Raw genomic sequence first — 17522 nt, 5'->3', positions numbered from 1 at the left:
AGTGCATTTTTCATGGGTAGTAGCTTTCTCTGATGGCAACCAAGAACTCCGCGCCTCTGGCCAGTTTCATCGACCTGCTCCTGGACGCCGTGTGCGCCGTGGATGTCGAGGGTCGCTTCGTGTTCGTCAGCGCCGCTTGTGAGCGGGTCTTCGGCTACACCGCCGACGAGCTGATCGGCCGCCCGATGATCGAGCTGGTGCACCCGGCCGATCGTGAACGTACCTTGCAGGCCGCCCGGGAAATCATGGGCGGGGTGCCCAAGCCGAATTTCGAGAACCGCTACGTGCGCAAGGACGGGCGGGTGGCGCATATTCTCTGGTCGGCGCGCTGGTCGGAAGTGGATCAGTTGCGCATCGCCGTGGCCCGCGACATCACCGAGCGCAAGCAGGCGGAGTCCCGGCAGGCGGCGCTGTACGCGATTTCCGAGGCGGCCCATGCCACCGAAGACCTGCTGGTGCTGTTCCGGCATGTGCATCGGATCATCGGCGAATGGCTGCCGGCGCTGAACTGTTCCCTGGCGCTCTACGACGAGCGCAGCGCCAGCCTGAGTTTTCCCTATCACGTCGATGACTGCGAAGGCAGCCCGGAACTGCCGGGCACCTTGATCGAACGCTTCTGCGTCGAGGTGCTGCAATGCGGCCAGCCCTTGCTGCTGGCGCCGGAGTGCCCGGTGAACCGGGTGCTCTGGAGCGAATTCGCGGCTATCCAGGGTTCGCGCTGCTGGCTGGGCGTGCCGCTGAATTCGCAAAAGGGCACCATCGGCGTGCTGATGGTCAAGAGCGCCCCAGGCACCGAAAGCTACAGCGAACAGGACCAGGAACTCTTGCAGTACGTCAGCGCGCAGCTGGCCGCGGCCATCGAACGCAAGCAGCTGCATGCACGCCTGCACTACATGGCCGAATACGATCAATTGACTCACCTGCCCAACCGCGAACTGCTGCGCGAGCGCCTGCGTTCGGCCCTGGCCCGGGCCCGGCGCGAGTCGGGGCGCATGGCCCTGCTGTATGTCGACCTGGACAAGTTCAAGGAGGTCAACGACACCTGCGGGCACGCGGTGGGGGACATGCTGCTGCAAGCGGTGGCCAACCGGCTCAAGGGCTGCGTGCGGGAAACCGACACCGTGGCGCGGATCGGTGGCGACGAGTTCGTGATCCTGCTGGAGAGCGTGCAGCACAGCGAGGATGCCCAGCGGGTAGCGGAGAAGATCCGGCGGACGCTGGGCGAGCCGCTGCGCCTGGACGGCCACTCGTTGAACATCCTGCCGAGCATCGGCATCGGCCTGTATCCCGAGCATGGCCTGGAGGAAAAACAGCTGTTCAAGCACGCCGACGAAGCCATGTACGCGGTCAAGCGGGCACAGAAAAGCCGCTCCAACGCCTGAGCCGGCAAGCACCGGATGAAGCCCTGGCCCGGCCGTGCCGGGGTTCACCGTTCGTCGTGCAAGCGAGGGTTTTTCTAAACCTTTGCGCCCCCCACCTTTCCCTATGCAGACGGGAGCCATGGCTTCCGGCAGATCAATTTGCAAGCGGAGAGCCACCTCATGAACCCCATGGCCACAGTCATGCGCGGTGCCGGACTGGCACTGCTCCTGGGCCTTGGCGCCACCAGCGCCCTGGCCCAGTCCCCCGCGGATTTCATCGACGACGCCTCGGCCAAGGGCATGGCCGATATCGAAGCCAGCCGCCTGGCCCACCAGCAGACCTCATCCAAGGCGGTCAAGGAATACACCATCCAGGTGATCAACGACCGCACCACCGCCAACCAGCACCTGGCCAAGATCGCCAAGCAGCTGGACTTGCCGGTCGCCCCCCGGGACCAGGTGATGGACCAGGCCAAGCGCCTGATGCTCCGCGTACCTGAAACCGAGGGCGAGGACTTCGATCGTGCCTACGCCGCCAGCCAGGTCAAGGCCACCGAAGAAGCCATCGAGCAGATCCAGCAGCAGGCGCAGACCAGCGAGGTGCCGGAGCTCAAGGCATTTGCCGAAGAGACCCTGCCCAAGCTGGAAAACCACCTGCAGATGGCCAAGGCCCTGCAGGCCGGGCGCCGGTCCGACCGGCTGGACGGTTGAGCCCCGCCGTTGCCCCATCCTTGCCCTTTAGTTGGAGAGCACCATGTCGACTCAATCCGTATCCAATCAGTACGCGATGCAGGATCCCCTGACCCAGTACCCCCAGCCGGAATTTCCCGACCAGCCGCAAACGGCGCCGGGCATCGACCAGGACATGATCCCCCGTCCCGACCACGGCGAGCACAGCTATCACGGGTTTGGCCGGTTGCTGGGGCGCAAGGCCCTGATCACCGGCGGCGATTCGGGTATCGGCCGCGCGGCGGCCATTGCCTATGCCCGTGAAGGCGCGGACGTCGCCATCAACTACCTGCCCGAGGAGGAGCGCGACGCCCGCCAGGTGATAGAGCTGATCAAGGCCGCCGGGCGCAAGGCCGTTGCGCTTCCCGGCGATATCAGCGACGAACGTTTCTGCCGCGACCTGGTGCGCCGTGCCCATGAACAACTGGGTGGGCTGGACATCCTGGTCAACGTGGCGGGCAAGCAGGTGGCGCAGGAGGACATCGCCGACATCAGCACCGCTCAGTTCGACGCCACCTTGAAGACCAACGTGTATGCCTTGTTCTGGATCTGTCAGGCGGCCTTGCCGCTGATGCCGGCTGGCGCCACGGTGATCAACACCGCGTCGATCCAGTCCTACCAGCCTTCGGCCAGCCTCCTGGATTACGCCACCACCAAGGCGGCGATCGTGGCTTTCACCAAGGCCCTGGCCAAACAGGTGATCGGGCGGGGTATCCGGGTCAACGCCGTGGCGCCGGGGCCGATCTGGACCGTACTGCAACCCAGTGGTGGCCAGCCTCGGGAAAAGATCCCGCAGTTCGGCCTGCAAACCCCCATGAAGCGTCCGGGGCAGCCGGCCGAATGCGCTCCCCTGTACGTGCTATTGGCGTCGCAGGAATCGAGCTACATCACCGGCGAAGTGTTCGGGGTCACCGGCGGCAACCCTCTGCCCTAGGATGATCGGCGCAGGGGCCTGCCTTCGCCGAGCCGATCTCAGCACTGGTTGAGATCGGTCTTGTCCTGCTGGCTGGAGGTGCTGACGGACAGCTCGGAATCGCCGCCCTGGCCGATCTCGCGGTATTCGCGGCGCATCTGCTCCAGCTGCTTGAGGTCCAGCCCGTCCAGGCTGAGCATGGCGTTGTGGGCCGCCTTGGTGGCCCGCAGCAGCTCGTCGATCTTCAAGTGCAGAATGTCGTTGTCGCGGTTCTGGGTGTTCTGGATCAGGAACACCATGAGGAAGGTGATGATGGTGGTGGAGGTATTGATGATCAACTGCCAGGTGTCGTTGAAGTGAAACACCGGCCCGCTGAGCCCCCAGATCAGAATCAGCAACAGCGCGCCGAGAAAGGTTTTCGGGCTGCCGGCCCACATCGACAGCGCTTGCGAAATCTTCGAGAACTTCATGGCCGTGTTCCTTATGGGGAGGTGTCTGAAGGTGTGACAGCAGGGCTCTGGCGAAAGTGCTTTTTTCCAGTGTCCGCTTACACCTCACAACACTCCTTCGCACAATAAAACAGGATTGTGCTGGAGCTGTCGGGGCACTGGGCTTAACGTGGCCCGGGCCAGGTGCCCCATGGGGCGCCACGACGCTCAAGGAGGCAGCTTATGTCGGCCAGTACCGGTGCTTCGGTCATCGACCTGTATCACCAGGCGCAAGACTATTTCTTCGTTTCCATCTCCCAGTTCTATCGACGTTTCGGCAGTGGCCTGAGTGCCTATTGCACCGGGGTCGAAGCCAGCAGCCTGAACCTGTTGATGATGAATGACCGCGCCGTCGACGAGCCGGGGGCGTTGGCCGAAGGCGTGGCGTTCCTGCAGCGCACGGGCATGCCGTTCTGTGTGGTGGTGCCCGAGGCGCTGGTGCCCCGGGTCAGCGGGCAATTGCACCAGCAGCATCTGCTGGCGGCGGACAAGACCACCTGCATGGTGCTCGATCTGACGCGCCATGAGCCCCGGCAAGCGCTTGCGGCGCAGGCCCAGGTGCGCTGTAGCGACCTGCGCCTGGAGGATTGGGCGCAGCCCGTGCAGAGTGCATTCGAGTCCGGCGAGGGGGGGATCGAGCAGTACCTGGCCCGGCATCGGGCGGCGCTGTCGGCGGGCCGGGCCCTGAGCCATTTCACCCTATATGTCGAGGAGCGCCCGGTGAGTGCCCTGACTCTCTCGCTGCTGCCGGGGCTGGCGCGCCTGGATGACATCGGCACCGTGCAGGATTGCCAGGGCCAGGGCTATGCCTCGGCGCTGATTCAAGCGGTGCTGGCGTTCGCCCGGGCCAGGGGCGCCAGGACCTGCGTGCTGGAAGCCTCCCTCGATGGCCTGTCGATCTACCGCAAGGCCGGCTTCGAACCGCTGTTCGACTACCGCACCTTCTGCCAGGAATGAGCCCGCCCTAGCGGGCAGCGTTCTGCCGGAACTGGCGCGGGCTGAGCCCGGTGAGGGCCTTGAACTGGCGGCTGAAGGCGCTGTGGTCGGTGTAGCCGCATTGCAGCGCGACCTCGGTGATGGGTTCTTCGGTGAGCAGCAACTGCGAAGCGTGTTCCAGGCGGACCTTGTGGATCATCTGCCGTGGCGTGAGGTGGAAGATGCGCTTGCAGTAGCGCTCCAGCTGGGCAGTGGACAGGCTGGCGATGCGGGTCAGGTCGTCCAGGCGGATGGCCTCGCTGTAGTGCTCGCGGATATGCCGGTCCACCGCTGCCAGGCGTTCATAGGCCGGATGGGTGTCATGGGCGGCCTGCAGGTCCAGGGAGATCCCGGCCATGCCGATGATCTGTCCGTCACGCCCGTACAGCGGCAGTTTGTGGGTCAGGCACCAGCCGGGCTCGCGGCTGCCATACAGATGCAGTTCCAGCTGGCCCTTGATGGTGATGCCCTGGCGTAGCACGCGCTGGTCCTGCTCGGTGTAGACCGGGCCGAGCACCGCCGGGAAGACCTCGGCGGAGGTCTTGCCCAGCAGGGGCCGCACATTCTTGAAACCGCAGCGCTGGGCCAGGGTCAGGTTCGCCACTCGGTAGCGGGCCTGCAGGTCCTTGATGAAGAACACCGCGCTGGGGATGCAGTCCAGCAGCGGGGTGATCGGCGCCATATTGGCCAGCAGGCCATTGAGGTCCCGGGGTGCATGGGCGGCGATGGCCCGGGGCAAGTGGTGCAGCTGTGCGCCATCGATCATCGTCTGCCTCTCTCTATGGGGGCTTGGGGGATGGATCTGGGTCGATAAAGCCAAGGGGTTCAGGGGCCGCCGGTTGCATTGTCGGCGCCGGGGCGTGCCTGCTGGCTGTCGAGCAGCAGCGTGGCGATCCGCGCCGGCACCAGGGGTGCCCGTGGCGGGGTGGGCGCCCAGCCGAACAGGCGGTGGGCCGCGCTGGCACAGACCCGGCCCTGGCAGGCGCCCATGCCGCAGCGGCTCTGCAGCTTGGCCTGGGCCCAGTCGGGGGCTGCGGCCACGGCGGCGTAGGGCACATCCTCGCACCGGCACAGCAGAGTATCAGCTCGGGCCAGTTGCAGGACCTGCGGCTGCAGCTCGAAATGCCGCAGCAGGCGCTCGGCAAAATGCTGCCAGTGACGGCGCTGCTGGATCAGTTCGGCGGCCCGGTCTGCCTGCCCGCTGGCCACACAGCCGGCGATCCGGCCTTCGATCAGCGCCAGTTCGCTGCCACCGATGCCCGTGCACTCGCCGGCGGCCAGGACCTGGGGCAGGCTGCTGCGCTGTTGCTGATCGACCGCGATGGCGCCCTGTTCCAGGCGGCAGCCCAGGTGGCTGGCCAGGCGCACATTGGGCACCAGGCCGAAGCCACAGGCCAGGTAGTCGCAGGGGATTTCCAGGGTGCGCCGGCCCTGGCGGATGCGCACGGCCTGCAGGTGCTGCTCGCCCAGCGCCTCGACCACGTGGGCGTTGCAGCGATAGCTCGGGGTGGCCAGGCTCAGGGCCTGGGCCAGCTTGTTCGGCCAGCGCCACAACTGGGCGGCAAAGCCCAGCAACGAGGCCGCCGGGGCCTGTTCCAGCACCCGCACCACTCGGCCGCCGGCGCGGCGCGCGGTGGCGGCGCTGGCCAGCAGCAAGGGACCGCTGCCGGCGATCACCAGGGTCTTTCCTGCCACCGCCAGGCCGTTCTTGAGCAGCGCTTGCAGGCCGCCGGCCCCGGTCACCCCGGGCAGGGTCCAGCCGGGGAAGGGCAACAGCAGTTCCTGGGCGCCACAGCATAGGATCAGTTGTTCGAATTCCACGTGCCAGGCCTGCCGGGCATCTTCGAGCAACAGGCTGTGGGTGCCCAGGGTCGAGATGATGCGGGTGGCGCTGAGGTAGCGCACCGCCGGGTGCTGCAGCACCTTGAAGTGCTCGGCCTGGGCGGCGCTGGGCGGATGCTGGGGGCCGTGGCGCCAGATCTGGCCGCCGGGGCGCGGGTTGTCATCGACGATCAGGATCGAGCTGGCGCTGTGGCTGGCGGCCTGGGCGGCGGCCAGCCCCGCCGGGCCGCTGCCGACGATGAGGATCTGGCACTGCAGGTGGCGGGCGGTCATTGGCTGCGCTCCACCTGCATGCCGTCCCGGCACAGGGTCTGGCAGGCCAGCTGGCGGCGGCCATCGATGGTCATCCGGCATTCCTGGCAGATGCCCATGCCGCAGAACACGGTCCGCGGCTGGCCACCGCAGGAGGTGCGGGTGCGCGGGTCGGCACTGCCGGCCACGGCGGCGGCCACGCTGAGGCCGTTGGCCACCTGCAGGGCCTGCTGGTCCAGGTAGATGATCATGGCAAGTCTCCAGTCAGGGCGGCGAAGCGCCCGGGCAGATAGGGGCGCGGGTCGAGCGCCGGGCATTCGCCCAACATCAGGTCCACCAGCAGTCGCGCGCTGCCGGGGGCGGTGGTGACTCCCAGGCCTTCGTGCCCGACCGCCAGCCACAGGCCCGGTTGCCGCGGGTGTTCGCCGAGGATTGGCAGGCCATCCGGCGTGGCGGCGCGAAAGCCGGTCCAGGCGCGGATGCCGTTGAGCTCGGCGAGCGCCGGCAGGTAGTCCACGGCGCGCCGCAGCATGGGCGCCAGTACGCTAGGTTCGATGGCCGGATCGAGGGTGTCGAACTGTCGGGACGAGCCGATCAGCAACTGGCCGGTGGGCCGCGGCTGGACATTGAACGCCACCGAGGTGCCGTGGCTGGCGTGGGCGCTGGCGGCGTAACCCAGCTCCACCAGTTGGTGGCCGACCTGTTGCGGGTAGCGGTCGCTGATCAGCAGATGGCCCTTCTTCGGGCGCAGGGGCAGGGCCGGCAACAGTTCCCGGGCAGCGAAGCCGTTGGCCAGCAGCACCCGTTGTGCCCTCAGCACGCGACCGTCGGCGAGCTCCACCTGGTCCCCGGCGACGCTGCGCACCCGGGCTGCCTGGCGCCTGATCAGCGAAGCGTTGCCGAGCAGCCAGTGGGCAGTGGCCGGGGCGTAGAGGATCGCGTCGCCGGGGATCTTCAGCGCACCGGCCAGGCCTTTGCGCAACATCGGTTCCAGGCTCGCCAGCCGGGTGCTGTCCAGCAGCTCGCCGCTGATGCCGTGGTCGGCCAGGGCCTGCTGCTTGGTCCGCGCCAGGTCCCTCTCGTGGTGGTCGGCGGCCAGCCACAAGGTGCCGCAGTTCCGGTAGGCGCAGGCCTCGGGCAGGCGTTCGCGCAGCTGCCGCCAGAGGCCGAGGGAGTAGTGACTCAAGGCCAGTTCCGCCGGGTTGTCGTCCATCACCACCAGATGGCCCATGCCGGCCCCGGTGGCACCGCCACGACCATCGTCGAGCACCTGTACCCGCAGGCCGCGCCGGGCCAGCTCATGGGCGCAGGCGGCACCGATGATGCCAGCGCCCACCACTATCACCTCGGCCTCGGCCACCGGCGTCACGAGCCGATGCCCCAGGCGAACGGATCGCTGTCGTCCAGCAGCAGAGTGGCTTCGGCGCTGATGTGGGCACTGCCGCGAAGGATCGGAATCAGTTGCTCGCCGACCTTCTCATAGTGGGCGCTGAACTGGCTGCCGATGACACTGGCCTGGCGCCAGGCCTGGCCCGGGGCGAGCTTGCCGTCCGCCGCCAGGCACGCCAGTTTGGCGCTGGTGCCGGTGCCGCAGGGCGAACGGTCGTAGGCCTTGCCGGGGCAGAGCACGAAGTTGCGGCTGTCGGCCTGAGGGTCGTCGGCGAACAGTTCGATGTGGTCGATGACCCCGCCCTCGGCGCCGGTGATGCCGGCGGCTTCGAGGGCCTGGCGCACGCCCCAGGTGTAGTGGGTCAGGGCTTCGACATTGTCCAGGGCAATGCGCTGGCCGTGGTCGCTGATCAGGAAGAACCAGTTGCCGCCCCAGGCGATGTCGCCGTGCACCTTGCCGTGGCCGGGCAGTTGCAGCATCACCTGGGTGCGGTAGCGGTAGGCGGGGACGTTGCGCACGCTCACCGACAGGTCCTCGTGCAGGGTGGCCTCGACGGTGCCCACCGGGGTTTCGATACGGTGCACGCCCTGGTCGATGCGCCCCAGGTGATACAGCGAGCGCACCAGGCCAATGGTGCCGTGGCCGCACATGCCCAGGTAGCCGCTGTTGTTGAAGAAGATCACTCCGGCACAGGCGTCGCTGGCCTGCGGCTGGCACAGCAGGGCCCCCACCAGCACGTCGCTGCCCCTGGGTTCGAGGACGCAGGCCCGGCGCCACTGGTCGTGCTCGCGCTCCAGGATCTGCAAGCGTTCGGCCATGGAGCCGCGGCCCAGGTCGGGAAAGCCGTCGATGACCAGGCGGGTGGGTTCACCCCCGGTGTGGGAGTCGATCACGGTTATTTTTTTCATGAGGGCACCTGAGGGCAAAGAGCTACAGAGTGGCCTTGGCGGGGGCGCTGCCGCTTGTGGGTTTTCGCTGTCGTGGATGACGAAATCGGCACAGTCCGTTCGGCTGTAGAGGCGGTGTGCGAGGAACGCGCCGGTGAGCCGCGAGCGCCGGGCAAGTGTGCCGATTTCGTCTCCTTCGGGGGTGAAAAGTCTCAAGCTGCGACGGGGATAAAAGGCGACTCTGGATTTCGTATCCAACGCCTGTCGGCCCGGCCGACTTCATACAAGGACAAGACCATGAGCCGTAAAGCCATCCAGTGGAGCGGTGTGTTCCCCGCAGTGACCACCCAGTTCAACGCCGATTTTTCCCTGAACCTGCAAGCCACCCACAAGGTCATGCGCAGCCTGGTGGACGATGGCGTCTCGGGGCTGGTGGTGTGCGGCACCGTGGGGGAGAACACCTCGTTGACCACCGCGGAAAAACTCGCGGTGATCGAAGTGGCCAAGGACGCCGCCGGCGGCCGGGTGCCGGTGATTGCCGGGGTGGCCGAATTCACCACCGAGTTTGCCCGCAACACCGTGCGCGAGGCCGCCAGGGCCGGGGCCGACGGGGTGATGGTGATGCCCGCCCTGGTGTACTCGGCCAAGCCCCATGAGACCGCCGCGCATTTTCGCGCCGTGGCCACCGGCACCGACCTGCCGGTGATGGTCTACAACAACCCGCCCATCTACAAGAACGACGTCACCCCCGACGTACTGATCGCCCTGCAGGACTGCGAGAACATCGTCTGCTTCAAGGATTCCTCCGGCGATACCCGGCGCTTCATCGACCTGCGCAATGCCGTCGGCGACCGCTTCGTGCTGTTCGCCGGGCTTGATGACGTGGTGGTGGAAAGCGTTGCAGTGGGCGCCGAGGGCTGGGTCTCCGGGATGTCCGTGGCCTTCCCCAAGGAGGGCGAGACGCTGTTCCGCCTGGCCAAGGAAAAGCGCTTCGAGGAAGCCCTGGCCCTGTACCGCTGGTTCATGCCGCTGCTGCACCTGGATGCCCGTCCGGACCTGGTGCAGTGCATCAAGCTCTGCGAGGAACTGGTAGGGCGTGGTTCGTGCATTACCCGGCCGCCGCGCTTGCCACTGCAAGGCGAGACCCTGGCCGAGGTCAAGGCGATTGTCGCCAAGGCCCTGGCCACGCGCCCGAGCCTGCCCAACGTCGGCTTGTAAGGCGTTCACGGGCGCCCAGGGTGAAGGGCGCCCGCTTTCGAACAACAGCTCCGGGCAGCCACAAGGCACAGCCCGGGTGCAGTGCTGCAAGCGTCGGACGGCCCCGCCGACGTGACATTCCATCTGCCCATTCCAATAATCCAAAACAGGCGCAGCCCCATGTCAGGCAAAGGCAAATTCAAGAAACAACTCTCTCTGGTGGACCTGACCTTTATCGGTCTGGGTGCGATTTTCGGTTCCGGCTGGCTGTTCGCTGCCAGCCACGTTTCGGCGATTGCCGGGCCGGCGGGGATCTTTTCCTGGCTGCTGGGCGGCTTTGCCGTACTGCTGCTGGGCATCGTCTACTGCGAGCTGGGGGCAGCTCTGCCCCGGGCCGGCGGGGTAGTGCGCTATCCGGTGTTTTCCCACGGGCCGCTGCTGGGCTACCTGATGGGGTTCATCACCCTGATCGCCTTTTCCAGCCTGGTGGCGATTGAAGTGGTGGCGGCCCGGCAGTACGCCGCGGCCTGGTTCCCGGCGCTGACCCACGAGGGCTCGAGCAACCCGACGATCATTGGCTGGCTGGTGCAGTTCGCCCTGTTGTGCCTGTTCTTCTGGCTCAACTACTACAGCGTCAAGACCTTCGCCAAATCCAACAACTTCATCAGCCTGTTCAAGTTCATCGTGCCGCTGCTGGTGATCGGGGTGCTGTTCAGCTTCTTCAAGCCCGATAACTTCCATGTCCAGGGCTTTGCGCCGTTCGGTCTCTCGGGGATCGAGATGGCGGTCTCGGCGGGGGGCATCATCTTTGCCTACCTGGGGCTGACCCCGATCATTTCCGTGGCCAGCGAGGTGCGCAATCCGCAGCGCACCATTCCCATTGCCCTGATCCTTTCGGTGCTGCTCTCGACCCTGATCTACGGCCTGCTGCAACTGGCCTTCCTGGGCAGCATTCCCACGGAAATGCTGGCCAACGGCTGGAGTGGCATCAGCAAGGAGTTCTCTCTGCCGTACCGCGATATCGCCCTGACGCTCGGGGTCGGCTGGCTCGCCTACCTGGTGGTGGCCGACGCGGTGATCTCCCCCAGCGGCTGCGGCAACATCTACATGAACGCCACGCCGCGGGTGGTCTACGGCTGGGCCCGCACCGGGACCTTTTTCAAGATATTCACCCGCATCGACGAAGAGTCCGGCATTCCGCGTCCGGCGCTGTGGCTGACCTTCGGCCTGTCGGTGTTCTGGACCTTGCCGTTCCCTTCCTGGGAAGCCCTGATCAATGTGGTCTCGGCGGCCCTGGTACTGAGCTATGCAGTGGCGCCCATCAGTGTCGCGGCCTTGCGCAAGAGCGCGCCGGAGTTGGCGCGGCCGTTCCGTGTGCGTGGTTTTGCCCTGCTGGGGCCGGTGTCCTTCGTGATCGCGGCGCTGATCGTCTACTGGTCGGGCTGGGGCACGGTGTCCTGGCTGCTGGGGCTGCAGATCCTGATGTTCGTGATCTACCTGTTGTGCAAGCGCCTGGTGCCCACCGATCACTTGAGCCTTGGCGAACAGGTGCGTTCGTCCCTGTGGCTGATCGCGTTCTATGCCCTGACCATCGTCATTTCCTACCTGGGCAGCTTCGGCGGCATCGGCGCCCTGGCTCACCCCTTCGACACCCTGACCGTCACCCTCATGGCCCTGTGTATCTACTACTGGGGCGCCAACACCGGCGTGCCCGGCGCCAAGCTGGTGCTGGACGGCGATGAGGTGGAATGAGGGTGCCCACTTTCAAGCAGACGAGGCAAACCATGACTGTTACTGGACAGATGCTGATCGGCCAGCAAGCCGGCTTAGGCACTCACGGGCATATCCATGGGCTGAACGCGGCCACCGGCGAGGTGCTGCAACCGGCTTTTGGCGGGGCCGCACCGGCCGACCTGGAGCGTGCCTGTGCCCTGGCCCAGGCGGCGTTCGAGCCTTATCGGCTGTTGCCGCTGGAGCGGCGGGCGGCGTTTCTGGAGAGTATCGCCAGCCAGATTCTTGAGCTGGGGGATGAACTGATCGAGCGTTGCCTGCTGGAAACCGGCCTGCCCCGTGCCCGCCTGGAAGGCGAGCGCGGGCGCACCGTTGGCCAGTTGCGGCTGTTTGCCGCGGTGGTGCGCAAGGGCGGGTTTCTCGGGGTGCGGATCGACCCGGCGCAGCCCGGGCGCCAGCCTTTGCCCAGGGTCGACCTGCGCTTGCGGCAGATTGGTCTGGGGCCGGTGGCGGTGTTCGGTGCGTCGAACTTTCCTTTGGCCTTTTCCGTGGCCGGCGGCGATACCGCATCGGCCCTGGCGGCGGGCTGCCCGGTGATCGTCAAGGCGCACTCGGCCCACCCCGGCACCTCGGAGCTGGTGGCCCAGGCCATCGCCCGGGCGGCACGGCAGCAGGGAATGCCCGAAGGGGTGTTTTCACTGTTGTTCGACAGTGGCCGGGATATCGGCCAGGGGCTGGTGGCGGACTCGCGGATCAAGGCCGTGGGTTTCACCGGCTCGCGCAGCGGCGGGATGGCCCTGATGCAGATCGCCGCGGCGCGCGCCGAGCCGATCCCGGTGTATGCGGAGATGAGTTCGATCAATCCGGTGCTGCTGCTGCCCCATGCCCTTGAGGAGCGCGGCGAGCAGATCGCCCCGGCGTTTGTCGCCTCGCTGACCCAGGGCGCCGGGCAGTTCTGCACCAACCCGGGGTTGATCCTGGCCGTCGATGGGCCGGCGTTACAGCGTTTTGAGCGGGCCGCCGCCGAGGCCCTCGGCCACGTGGCGGCGCAGACCATGCTCACGCCGGGCATTTACCGCAGCTACTGCCAAGGCGTGGCCAGCCTCGCGGCGCATGCCCGGGTGCAGCTCCTGGCCCAGGGCCCGGAAGGGCAGGGCCAGCAGGCGCGCGCGGCATTGTTCGCCACCTCGGCCGCGGCGTTCATGGCGTGCCCCGAGTTGCGCGGGGAGATCTTTGGCCCGGCCTCGCTGATTGTCCGCTGCGCCGACTTGACTGTCCTGCAACAGGTACTGCGCAGCCTGGAGGGCCAGCTGACCATTGCCATTCACCTGGGCGAGGGCGATCAGCCGCAGGTGCGGGCGCTGCTGCCGCTGCTGGAGAGCAAGGCCGGGCGCCTGCTGGCCAACGGTTTCGGCACCGGTGTCGAAGTGGCCCATGCCATGGTCCATGGCGGGCCGTTCCCGGCCACTTCCGACAGCCGCAGCACTTCCGTGGGCAGCCTGGCGATCCAGCGCTTCCTGCGCCCGGTGTCCTACCAGGACCTGCCCGAGTCGCTGTTGCCGGCTGAACTGCACAGCGCCAATCCGTTGCAGGTGCCGCAGTTGCTCGACGGCCAGGGCCCGGGCTGACCCGAGGCGCGCCTGCTCATCCTTCTTGCCTTACCTATCCGCAAACTCTCCCACAGGAGCGTTCCCCACCTGCCATAGAGGTTCCTGCATGTCTGAATACATCACCCTGTCACTGGATGAAGTCTGTGCCCTGTCCTATCAGGTCCTCACTCGCCACGGCCTGTCCGACGCCCATGCCCGGGCGATCGCCGAAGTCATCACCCAGGGCCAGCGTGACGAGTGCCACTCCCATGGGGTGTATCGTCTGCTGGGCTGCGTACGTTCGGTGCGCGAGGGCCGGATAGATCCCCGGGCCGAACCGAGCCTGCGGCATGTTTCTCCCGGGGTACTGGAGGTGGATGCCCATTACGGCTACTCCCTGCTGGGTTTTCATACCGGTTTGCCGATCCTTGCGGAAAAGGCCCGCAGCCAGGGGATCGCCGCCATGGTGATCAAGCGCTGCTTCCACTTTTCCGCGCTGTGGCCGGAGGTCGAGGCGATTGCCGACTACGGCCTGGTGGGGATGGCGATGAACCCCAGCCATAGCTGGGTGGCCCCGGCGGGCGGGCGTCATCCGGTGTTCGGCACCAACCCCCTGGCCTTTGCCTGGCCGCGCCCGGGGGGCCAGCCTTTTGTCTTTGACTTCGCCACCAGTGCCATTGCCCGGGGGGATATCGAACTGCATGCGCGCCAGGGCAAGCCGATTCCCGAGCACTGGGCCATCGACGCCGATGGCCAGCCCACCACTGATGCCAAGGCGGCATTGCAGGGCGCCATGCAGACGTTCGGCGGGCACAAGGGCTCGGCCCTGGCGGCGATGATCGAGTTGCTGGCCGGTGCCCTGATCGGCGACCTGACCAGTGCCGAGTCCATGGCCTTCGATGGAGGCGTGGGGGCTACGCCCTGCCATGGGGAACTGGTGCTGGCGTTCGATCCCAGGGTGTTTTTGGGGGAGGGCTATGAGCAGGGGCTGGAACGGGCGGAAGGGTTGTTCGCGGCGATTGCCCGGCAGGGCGCACGGCTGCCGTCACAGCGGCGTTTTGCGGCCCGGGCCCGCAGCCTGGAGCACGGAGTGCAGATTCCCCGAGGGCTGCTGGAGGATATTCGCGGGTTGCTCTGAGGCCTGTTCGCCGGCAGACGGCTCCTGCGGATGAGTGCAGGAGCCGGCTTGCCGGCGAAAGGATGTTTACGGCATCAGAAGCGTACGTTGGCCGCCAGCTCGGCGGAGCGCCCCGGCGCGACGGTGGCGAACATCCCCACGTGGGAGGCGTCGTAGTAAGTCTCGTCGGTGAGGTTGAGCACGTTGAGTTGCAGGTCCAGGTTCTTGTTCACCCGGTAGGCGAGCATGGCGTCGTAGCGCCAGTAGGAATCGAGGCTGCGGGTGTTTTCATCGTTGGTATAGCGCTTGTCCACATAGTTGGCGCCGCCGCCGACCTTCCAGCGGTCGGTGAGGGCGTAGGTGGTCCAGACCGAGCCGCTGTTGGGGGCGATGAACTTGGCCTGGTTGCCATCGAAGTTGGTGTTTTTTCCGGATGCATACTTGACCGTCTTGGCATCCAGGTAGGTGTAGCCCGCCATCACTTCCCACTGCTCGGTGAGATGGCCGGTGGCTCCCACTTCAAACCCCTTCACCTCGACGTCGCCGTCCAGCGTGACCTCGTTGCTGATCGGGTCGTAGGTCCGGGCGTTGGTCTTCTCGGTCTTGAACAGGGCCGCGGTCAGGGACAGTCGTTCGTTCAGCAGGTCCCACTTGGTGCCCAGCTCGATGCTGCGGCTCTTTTCCGGATCCAGGTTGCTCAACCGCCCGCCCGCGGCGCCGTCGGCCCCCCCGGATTGCCCGGCGGTTTCCCCCGATGGGTTGAACGAGGTGCCGTAGGACAGGTAGATGCTGCCGTACGGCAGGGGCTTGAAGACGATGCCGCTCTGGTAGGTCCAGAGATTGCTGCGGTTGCTCTGGGCGTCATCGCGCACGTGGTAGTTGTCGAAGCGTGCCCCCAGGTTCAGGTCCCATTGTTCATGCAGGGCCATGGTGTCCATCACGTACAGGGCGCGGTTGTTGTGCTTGGTGACGCGATGCTGGCCATCGCCGCGTGGCACCGGGGTGAAGGGATCCTTGGGGTTAGGGTGGTTCAGGTCACCGAGGTCGGCGCTGCCCGCGCTGCCATAGCGGTTTTTCTCGTCGATCCGTTCCCGGGAGAATTCCAGGCCGGCGCTGTAGCTGTGGCCGATGGAGCCAGTGTCGAACTTGCCGAAAATATCGGTCTGGTTGATCAGCGAGGTATTGACCACGTTACGTGGGCGAGCGGTGCGTTGTGCGAGGTTGTTGCGCTCCTGGGCCGGTGTCGCAATCGGCCGGCTCATGATGTAGTCCTGCATGCTGCGCCCCTGGCGTGTGGTGTTGCGCAGGGTCAGGTGGTCATTGAAGTCGTGTTCCAGTTGCAGGGTGAACAGATCGGCCGAGGTCTTGCGGAAGTCGCGTTTGCTGAAGCCGTAGAAATTGTCCCGGTCGACCTTGACCGGCTTGCCGCTGATGGCCGATACCGGAACACCCTGGTCGGGAATGTCGTCGCTCTGCATGTGGTAGTAGCTGAGGGTGCCGCGGGTATCGGTGTTCAGGCCGAAGGAAAAGCTCGGCGCCAGGCCCCAGCGGGTAACTTCCACATCGTCGCGCCCGGGGGTATCGGCTTCATGTTTCATGGCGTTCAGGCGCAGCGCCATGTTCTGTTCGGGCAGGTACTGGTTGAGGTCGACGGTGGTGCGGCGCAGTTGATCGGTGCCCAGGGTCAGGCTGCCGGCGGCGAAGGTTTCCTGCTGCGGCACTTTGCTGACCAGGTTGATGGTGCCGCCGGTGGAACCGCGCCCCGCGTAGGCCGAGCCCGGGCCCTTGACGATCTCGATCTGCTCGACGTTGAAGGCTTCGTGGGTCATGCGCCCGACATCGCGAATGCCGTCGATCATGATGTCGGTGCTGGCTTCGAAACCACGGATGAAGGGCCGGTCGCCCAGCGGTGTGCCGCCTTCGCCCGCGCCGAAGGTGATTCCCGGCGTGGTGCGCAGGGCATCGGCCAGGGTCGACACCGCACGCTCCTGCATCAGGGATTCGGTGATGATGGTCACCGACTTCGGGGTTTCGCGCAGCGGTGCGGTGAACTTCACCGAATCCGATGTTTCGCGCTTGTATCCCGGCTTGTGTTCGCCCTTGACGTGGGTGGTGCCGAGGGTGACGGATGCCGGGTCGGACGGGCGTTCGGTGGATTGCTCGGTGGCGCCGAGGCTGGCTTCGCTAAGGGCCATAAAACCGAGGGATGTGGACCACAACTTCCATGGGTGTGGGCGGGCAGGACTGGACATTTCAGATAGAGCCTCCGTTTTATTTGGAATGGATTCTCATCTGCGAATTAATATCATTCAATCAGAACTATCTGAACAATCATGTCGAAAAGTGTATGCGTCGTTGTATGCGCGATAGCCGGGCCCTCCTCAGAACCGCTACCCAGGGGCCGTGGCCTGTTGCTGAACCGGAGGGTTCTTTTTTTTCCGGCGTTGCGGTTTCATGAGCGCCTCCTTTCAGGAAGCTCACGGATGAACCTGCATTTCGAAACCGCCCGCCTGTTGCTGCGCCCCCGTACCCTTGAGCACTTCCGGGCGTGCCTGCGTATGGATCAGGATCCCGAAGTCACGCGCTTCATCCCCGGGACCTGGGATGGCGGGCAGTGGCACAGGGACTTTTTACAGGGGCGCATGACCCAGGATTTCGGCCCGCGCTGCGGGTATTGGGCGATCTTCGCCAAGGGCGCGCCGGATGAGTTGCTGGGCTGGGTTTCCTTCATTCCCTTCGATGCTGTGGGGCCCGAGCTGGAAATGGGCTGGCGCCTGGTGCGGCGGGCCTGGGGGCGGGGTTTTGCCAGCGAGGCCGCGCGGCGGATCGTCGAGCATGCGTTTGCCGACCCGGCGGTGCAGCGCATAGTCGCCGATGCCCATGTCGACAACGAGGCGTCGTTGGCGGTGGCGCGCAAGGTCGGTTTTCGCTTCACCCACAATGCCGATTTCGAAGGCTTGCCCTGCCGCTTCTTTGCAATGACCCGTGAGGATTTTTGCCAGCAACGGTCGGCTGGTTGAGGCGGGGGGGCAAGCGTGGGGCGCCGTTGGC

Annotated in this window: 16 protein-coding genes; 9 read left to right on the top strand and 7 right to left on the bottom strand. The window is 66.1% G+C overall.

Going from position 1 to position 17522, the window contains the following annotated elements:
• Positions 1-32 precede the first annotated feature (32 nt).
• The 3 genes from BLS75_RS13595 to BLS75_RS13585 all read left to right on the top strand — a co-directional run bounded on the left by BLS75_RS13595 (position 33) and on the right by BLS75_RS13585 (position 3024).
• Complete coding sequence (locus tag BLS75_RS13595) at positions 33-1382, top strand: sensor domain-containing protein (protein WP_011059745.1); 1350 nt, start codon at positions 33-35, stop codon at positions 1380-1382.
• Positions 1383-1541: 159 nt separating this feature from the next.
• A complete protein-coding gene (locus BLS75_RS13590; RefSeq protein WP_072451071.1) occupies positions 1542-2072 on the top strand; it encodes a DUF4142 domain-containing protein in 531 nt (176 codons plus the stop codon).
• Positions 2073-2115: 43 nt separating this feature from the next.
• On the top strand, positions 2116-3024 hold the full coding sequence (locus BLS75_RS13585; RefSeq protein WP_072451070.1) for an SDR family oxidoreductase: 909 nt from the start codon (positions 2116-2118) through the stop codon (positions 3022-3024).
• 38 nt (positions 3025-3062) lie between these two features.
• On the opposite strand, the gene BLS75_RS13580 is transcribed toward BLS75_RS13585, so the two are convergent.
• Entirely contained in the window at positions 3063-3473 is a 411-nt protein-coding gene (locus BLS75_RS13580) for a low affinity iron permease family protein (protein WP_072451069.1), read from the bottom strand.
• 201 nt (positions 3474-3674) lie between these two features.
• On the opposite strand from BLS75_RS13580, the gene BLS75_RS13575 reads away from it, so the two are divergent.
• Positions 3675-4448 (top strand): GNAT family N-acetyltransferase, encoded by a 774-nt coding sequence (locus BLS75_RS13575; protein ID WP_072451068.1) that lies wholly within the window; start codon positions 3675-3677, stop codon positions 4446-4448.
• Positions 4449-4455: 7 nt separating this feature from the next.
• On the opposite strand, the gene BLS75_RS13570 is transcribed toward BLS75_RS13575, so the two are convergent.
• The 5 genes from BLS75_RS13570 to BLS75_RS13550 are packed head-to-tail and all read right to left on the bottom strand — an operon-like array spanning position 4456 to position 8858.
• Entirely contained in the window at positions 4456-5232 is a 777-nt protein-coding gene (locus tag BLS75_RS13570; RefSeq protein ID WP_011059750.1) for an AraC family transcriptional regulator, read from the bottom strand.
• A 59-nt stretch (positions 5233-5291) separates the two neighbouring features.
• A complete protein-coding gene (locus BLS75_RS13565) occupies positions 5292-6581 on the bottom strand; it encodes an NAD(P)/FAD-dependent oxidoreductase (protein WP_072451067.1) in 1290 nt (429 codons plus the stop codon).
• Positions 6578-6811, bottom strand: coding sequence for a 2Fe-2S iron-sulfur cluster-binding protein (locus BLS75_RS13560; protein ID WP_041116425.1), 234 nt, complete (start codon positions 6809-6811; stop codon positions 6578-6580). The genes BLS75_RS13565 and BLS75_RS13560 overlap by 4 nt, the downstream gene beginning before the upstream one ends.
• Positions 6808-7929 (bottom strand): NAD(P)/FAD-dependent oxidoreductase, encoded by a 1122-nt coding sequence (locus tag BLS75_RS13555; protein WP_072451066.1) that lies wholly within the window; start codon positions 7927-7929, stop codon positions 6808-6810. The genes BLS75_RS13560 and BLS75_RS13555 overlap by 4 nt, the downstream gene beginning before the upstream one ends.
• A complete protein-coding gene (locus BLS75_RS13550; protein WP_072451065.1) occupies positions 7926-8858 on the bottom strand; it encodes a 4-hydroxyproline epimerase in 933 nt (310 codons plus the stop codon). The genes BLS75_RS13555 and BLS75_RS13550 overlap by 4 nt, the downstream gene beginning before the upstream one ends.
• A gap of 276 nt (positions 8859-9134) precedes the next feature.
• On the opposite strand from BLS75_RS13550, the gene BLS75_RS13545 reads away from it, so the two are divergent.
• From BLS75_RS13545 to BLS75_RS13530, 4 genes are all read left to right on the top strand, one after another.
• Entirely contained in the window at positions 9135-10055 is a 921-nt protein-coding gene (locus BLS75_RS13545; RefSeq protein ID WP_072451064.1) for a dihydrodipicolinate synthase family protein, read from the top strand.
• Positions 10056-10214: 159 nt separating this feature from the next.
• On the top strand, positions 10215-11786 hold the full coding sequence (locus tag BLS75_RS13540) for an APC family permease (RefSeq protein WP_011059756.1): 1572 nt from the start codon (positions 10215-10217) through the stop codon (positions 11784-11786).
• Positions 11787-11818: 32 nt separating this feature from the next.
• The gene (locus BLS75_RS13535; protein WP_072451063.1) at positions 11819-13393 is read left to right on the top strand and encodes an aldehyde dehydrogenase (NADP(+)); all 1575 of its coding nucleotides are present in this window, start codon (positions 11819-11821) and stop codon (positions 13391-13393) included.
• Positions 13394-13481: 88 nt separating this feature from the next.
• Positions 13482-14492 carry an Ldh family oxidoreductase gene (locus tag BLS75_RS13530; protein ID WP_053149530.1) on the top strand — a complete coding sequence of 337 codons (1011 nt, stop codon included), beginning with the start codon at positions 13482-13484 and terminating at the stop codon, positions 14490-14492.
• A 74-nt stretch (positions 14493-14566) separates the two neighbouring features.
• Here BLS75_RS13530 and BLS75_RS13525 read toward each other — a convergent pair whose 3' ends face one another.
• Positions 14567-16666: a TonB-dependent receptor gene (locus BLS75_RS13525; protein ID WP_239690665.1), complete on the bottom strand. Its 2100-nt coding sequence runs from the start codon at positions 16664-16666 to the stop codon at positions 14567-14569.
• A 288-nt stretch (positions 16667-16954) separates the two neighbouring features.
• On the opposite strand from BLS75_RS13525, the gene BLS75_RS13520 reads away from it, so the two are divergent.
• On the top strand, positions 16955-17491 hold the full coding sequence (locus tag BLS75_RS13520) for a GNAT family N-acetyltransferase (RefSeq protein WP_072451061.1): 537 nt from the start codon (positions 16955-16957) through the stop codon (positions 17489-17491).
• Positions 17492-17522: the final 31 nt, after the last annotated feature.

It is taken from the genome of Pseudomonas sp. NFPP12 (assembly GCF_900103205.1).
In the GTDB taxonomy this organism is placed as follows: Bacteria; Pseudomonadota; Gammaproteobacteria; order Pseudomonadales; family Pseudomonadaceae; genus Aquipseudomonas; species Aquipseudomonas protegens.
Note: the sequence above shows the minus strand (reverse complement) of the source record. Positions and strands in the feature narration are given on the sequence as shown.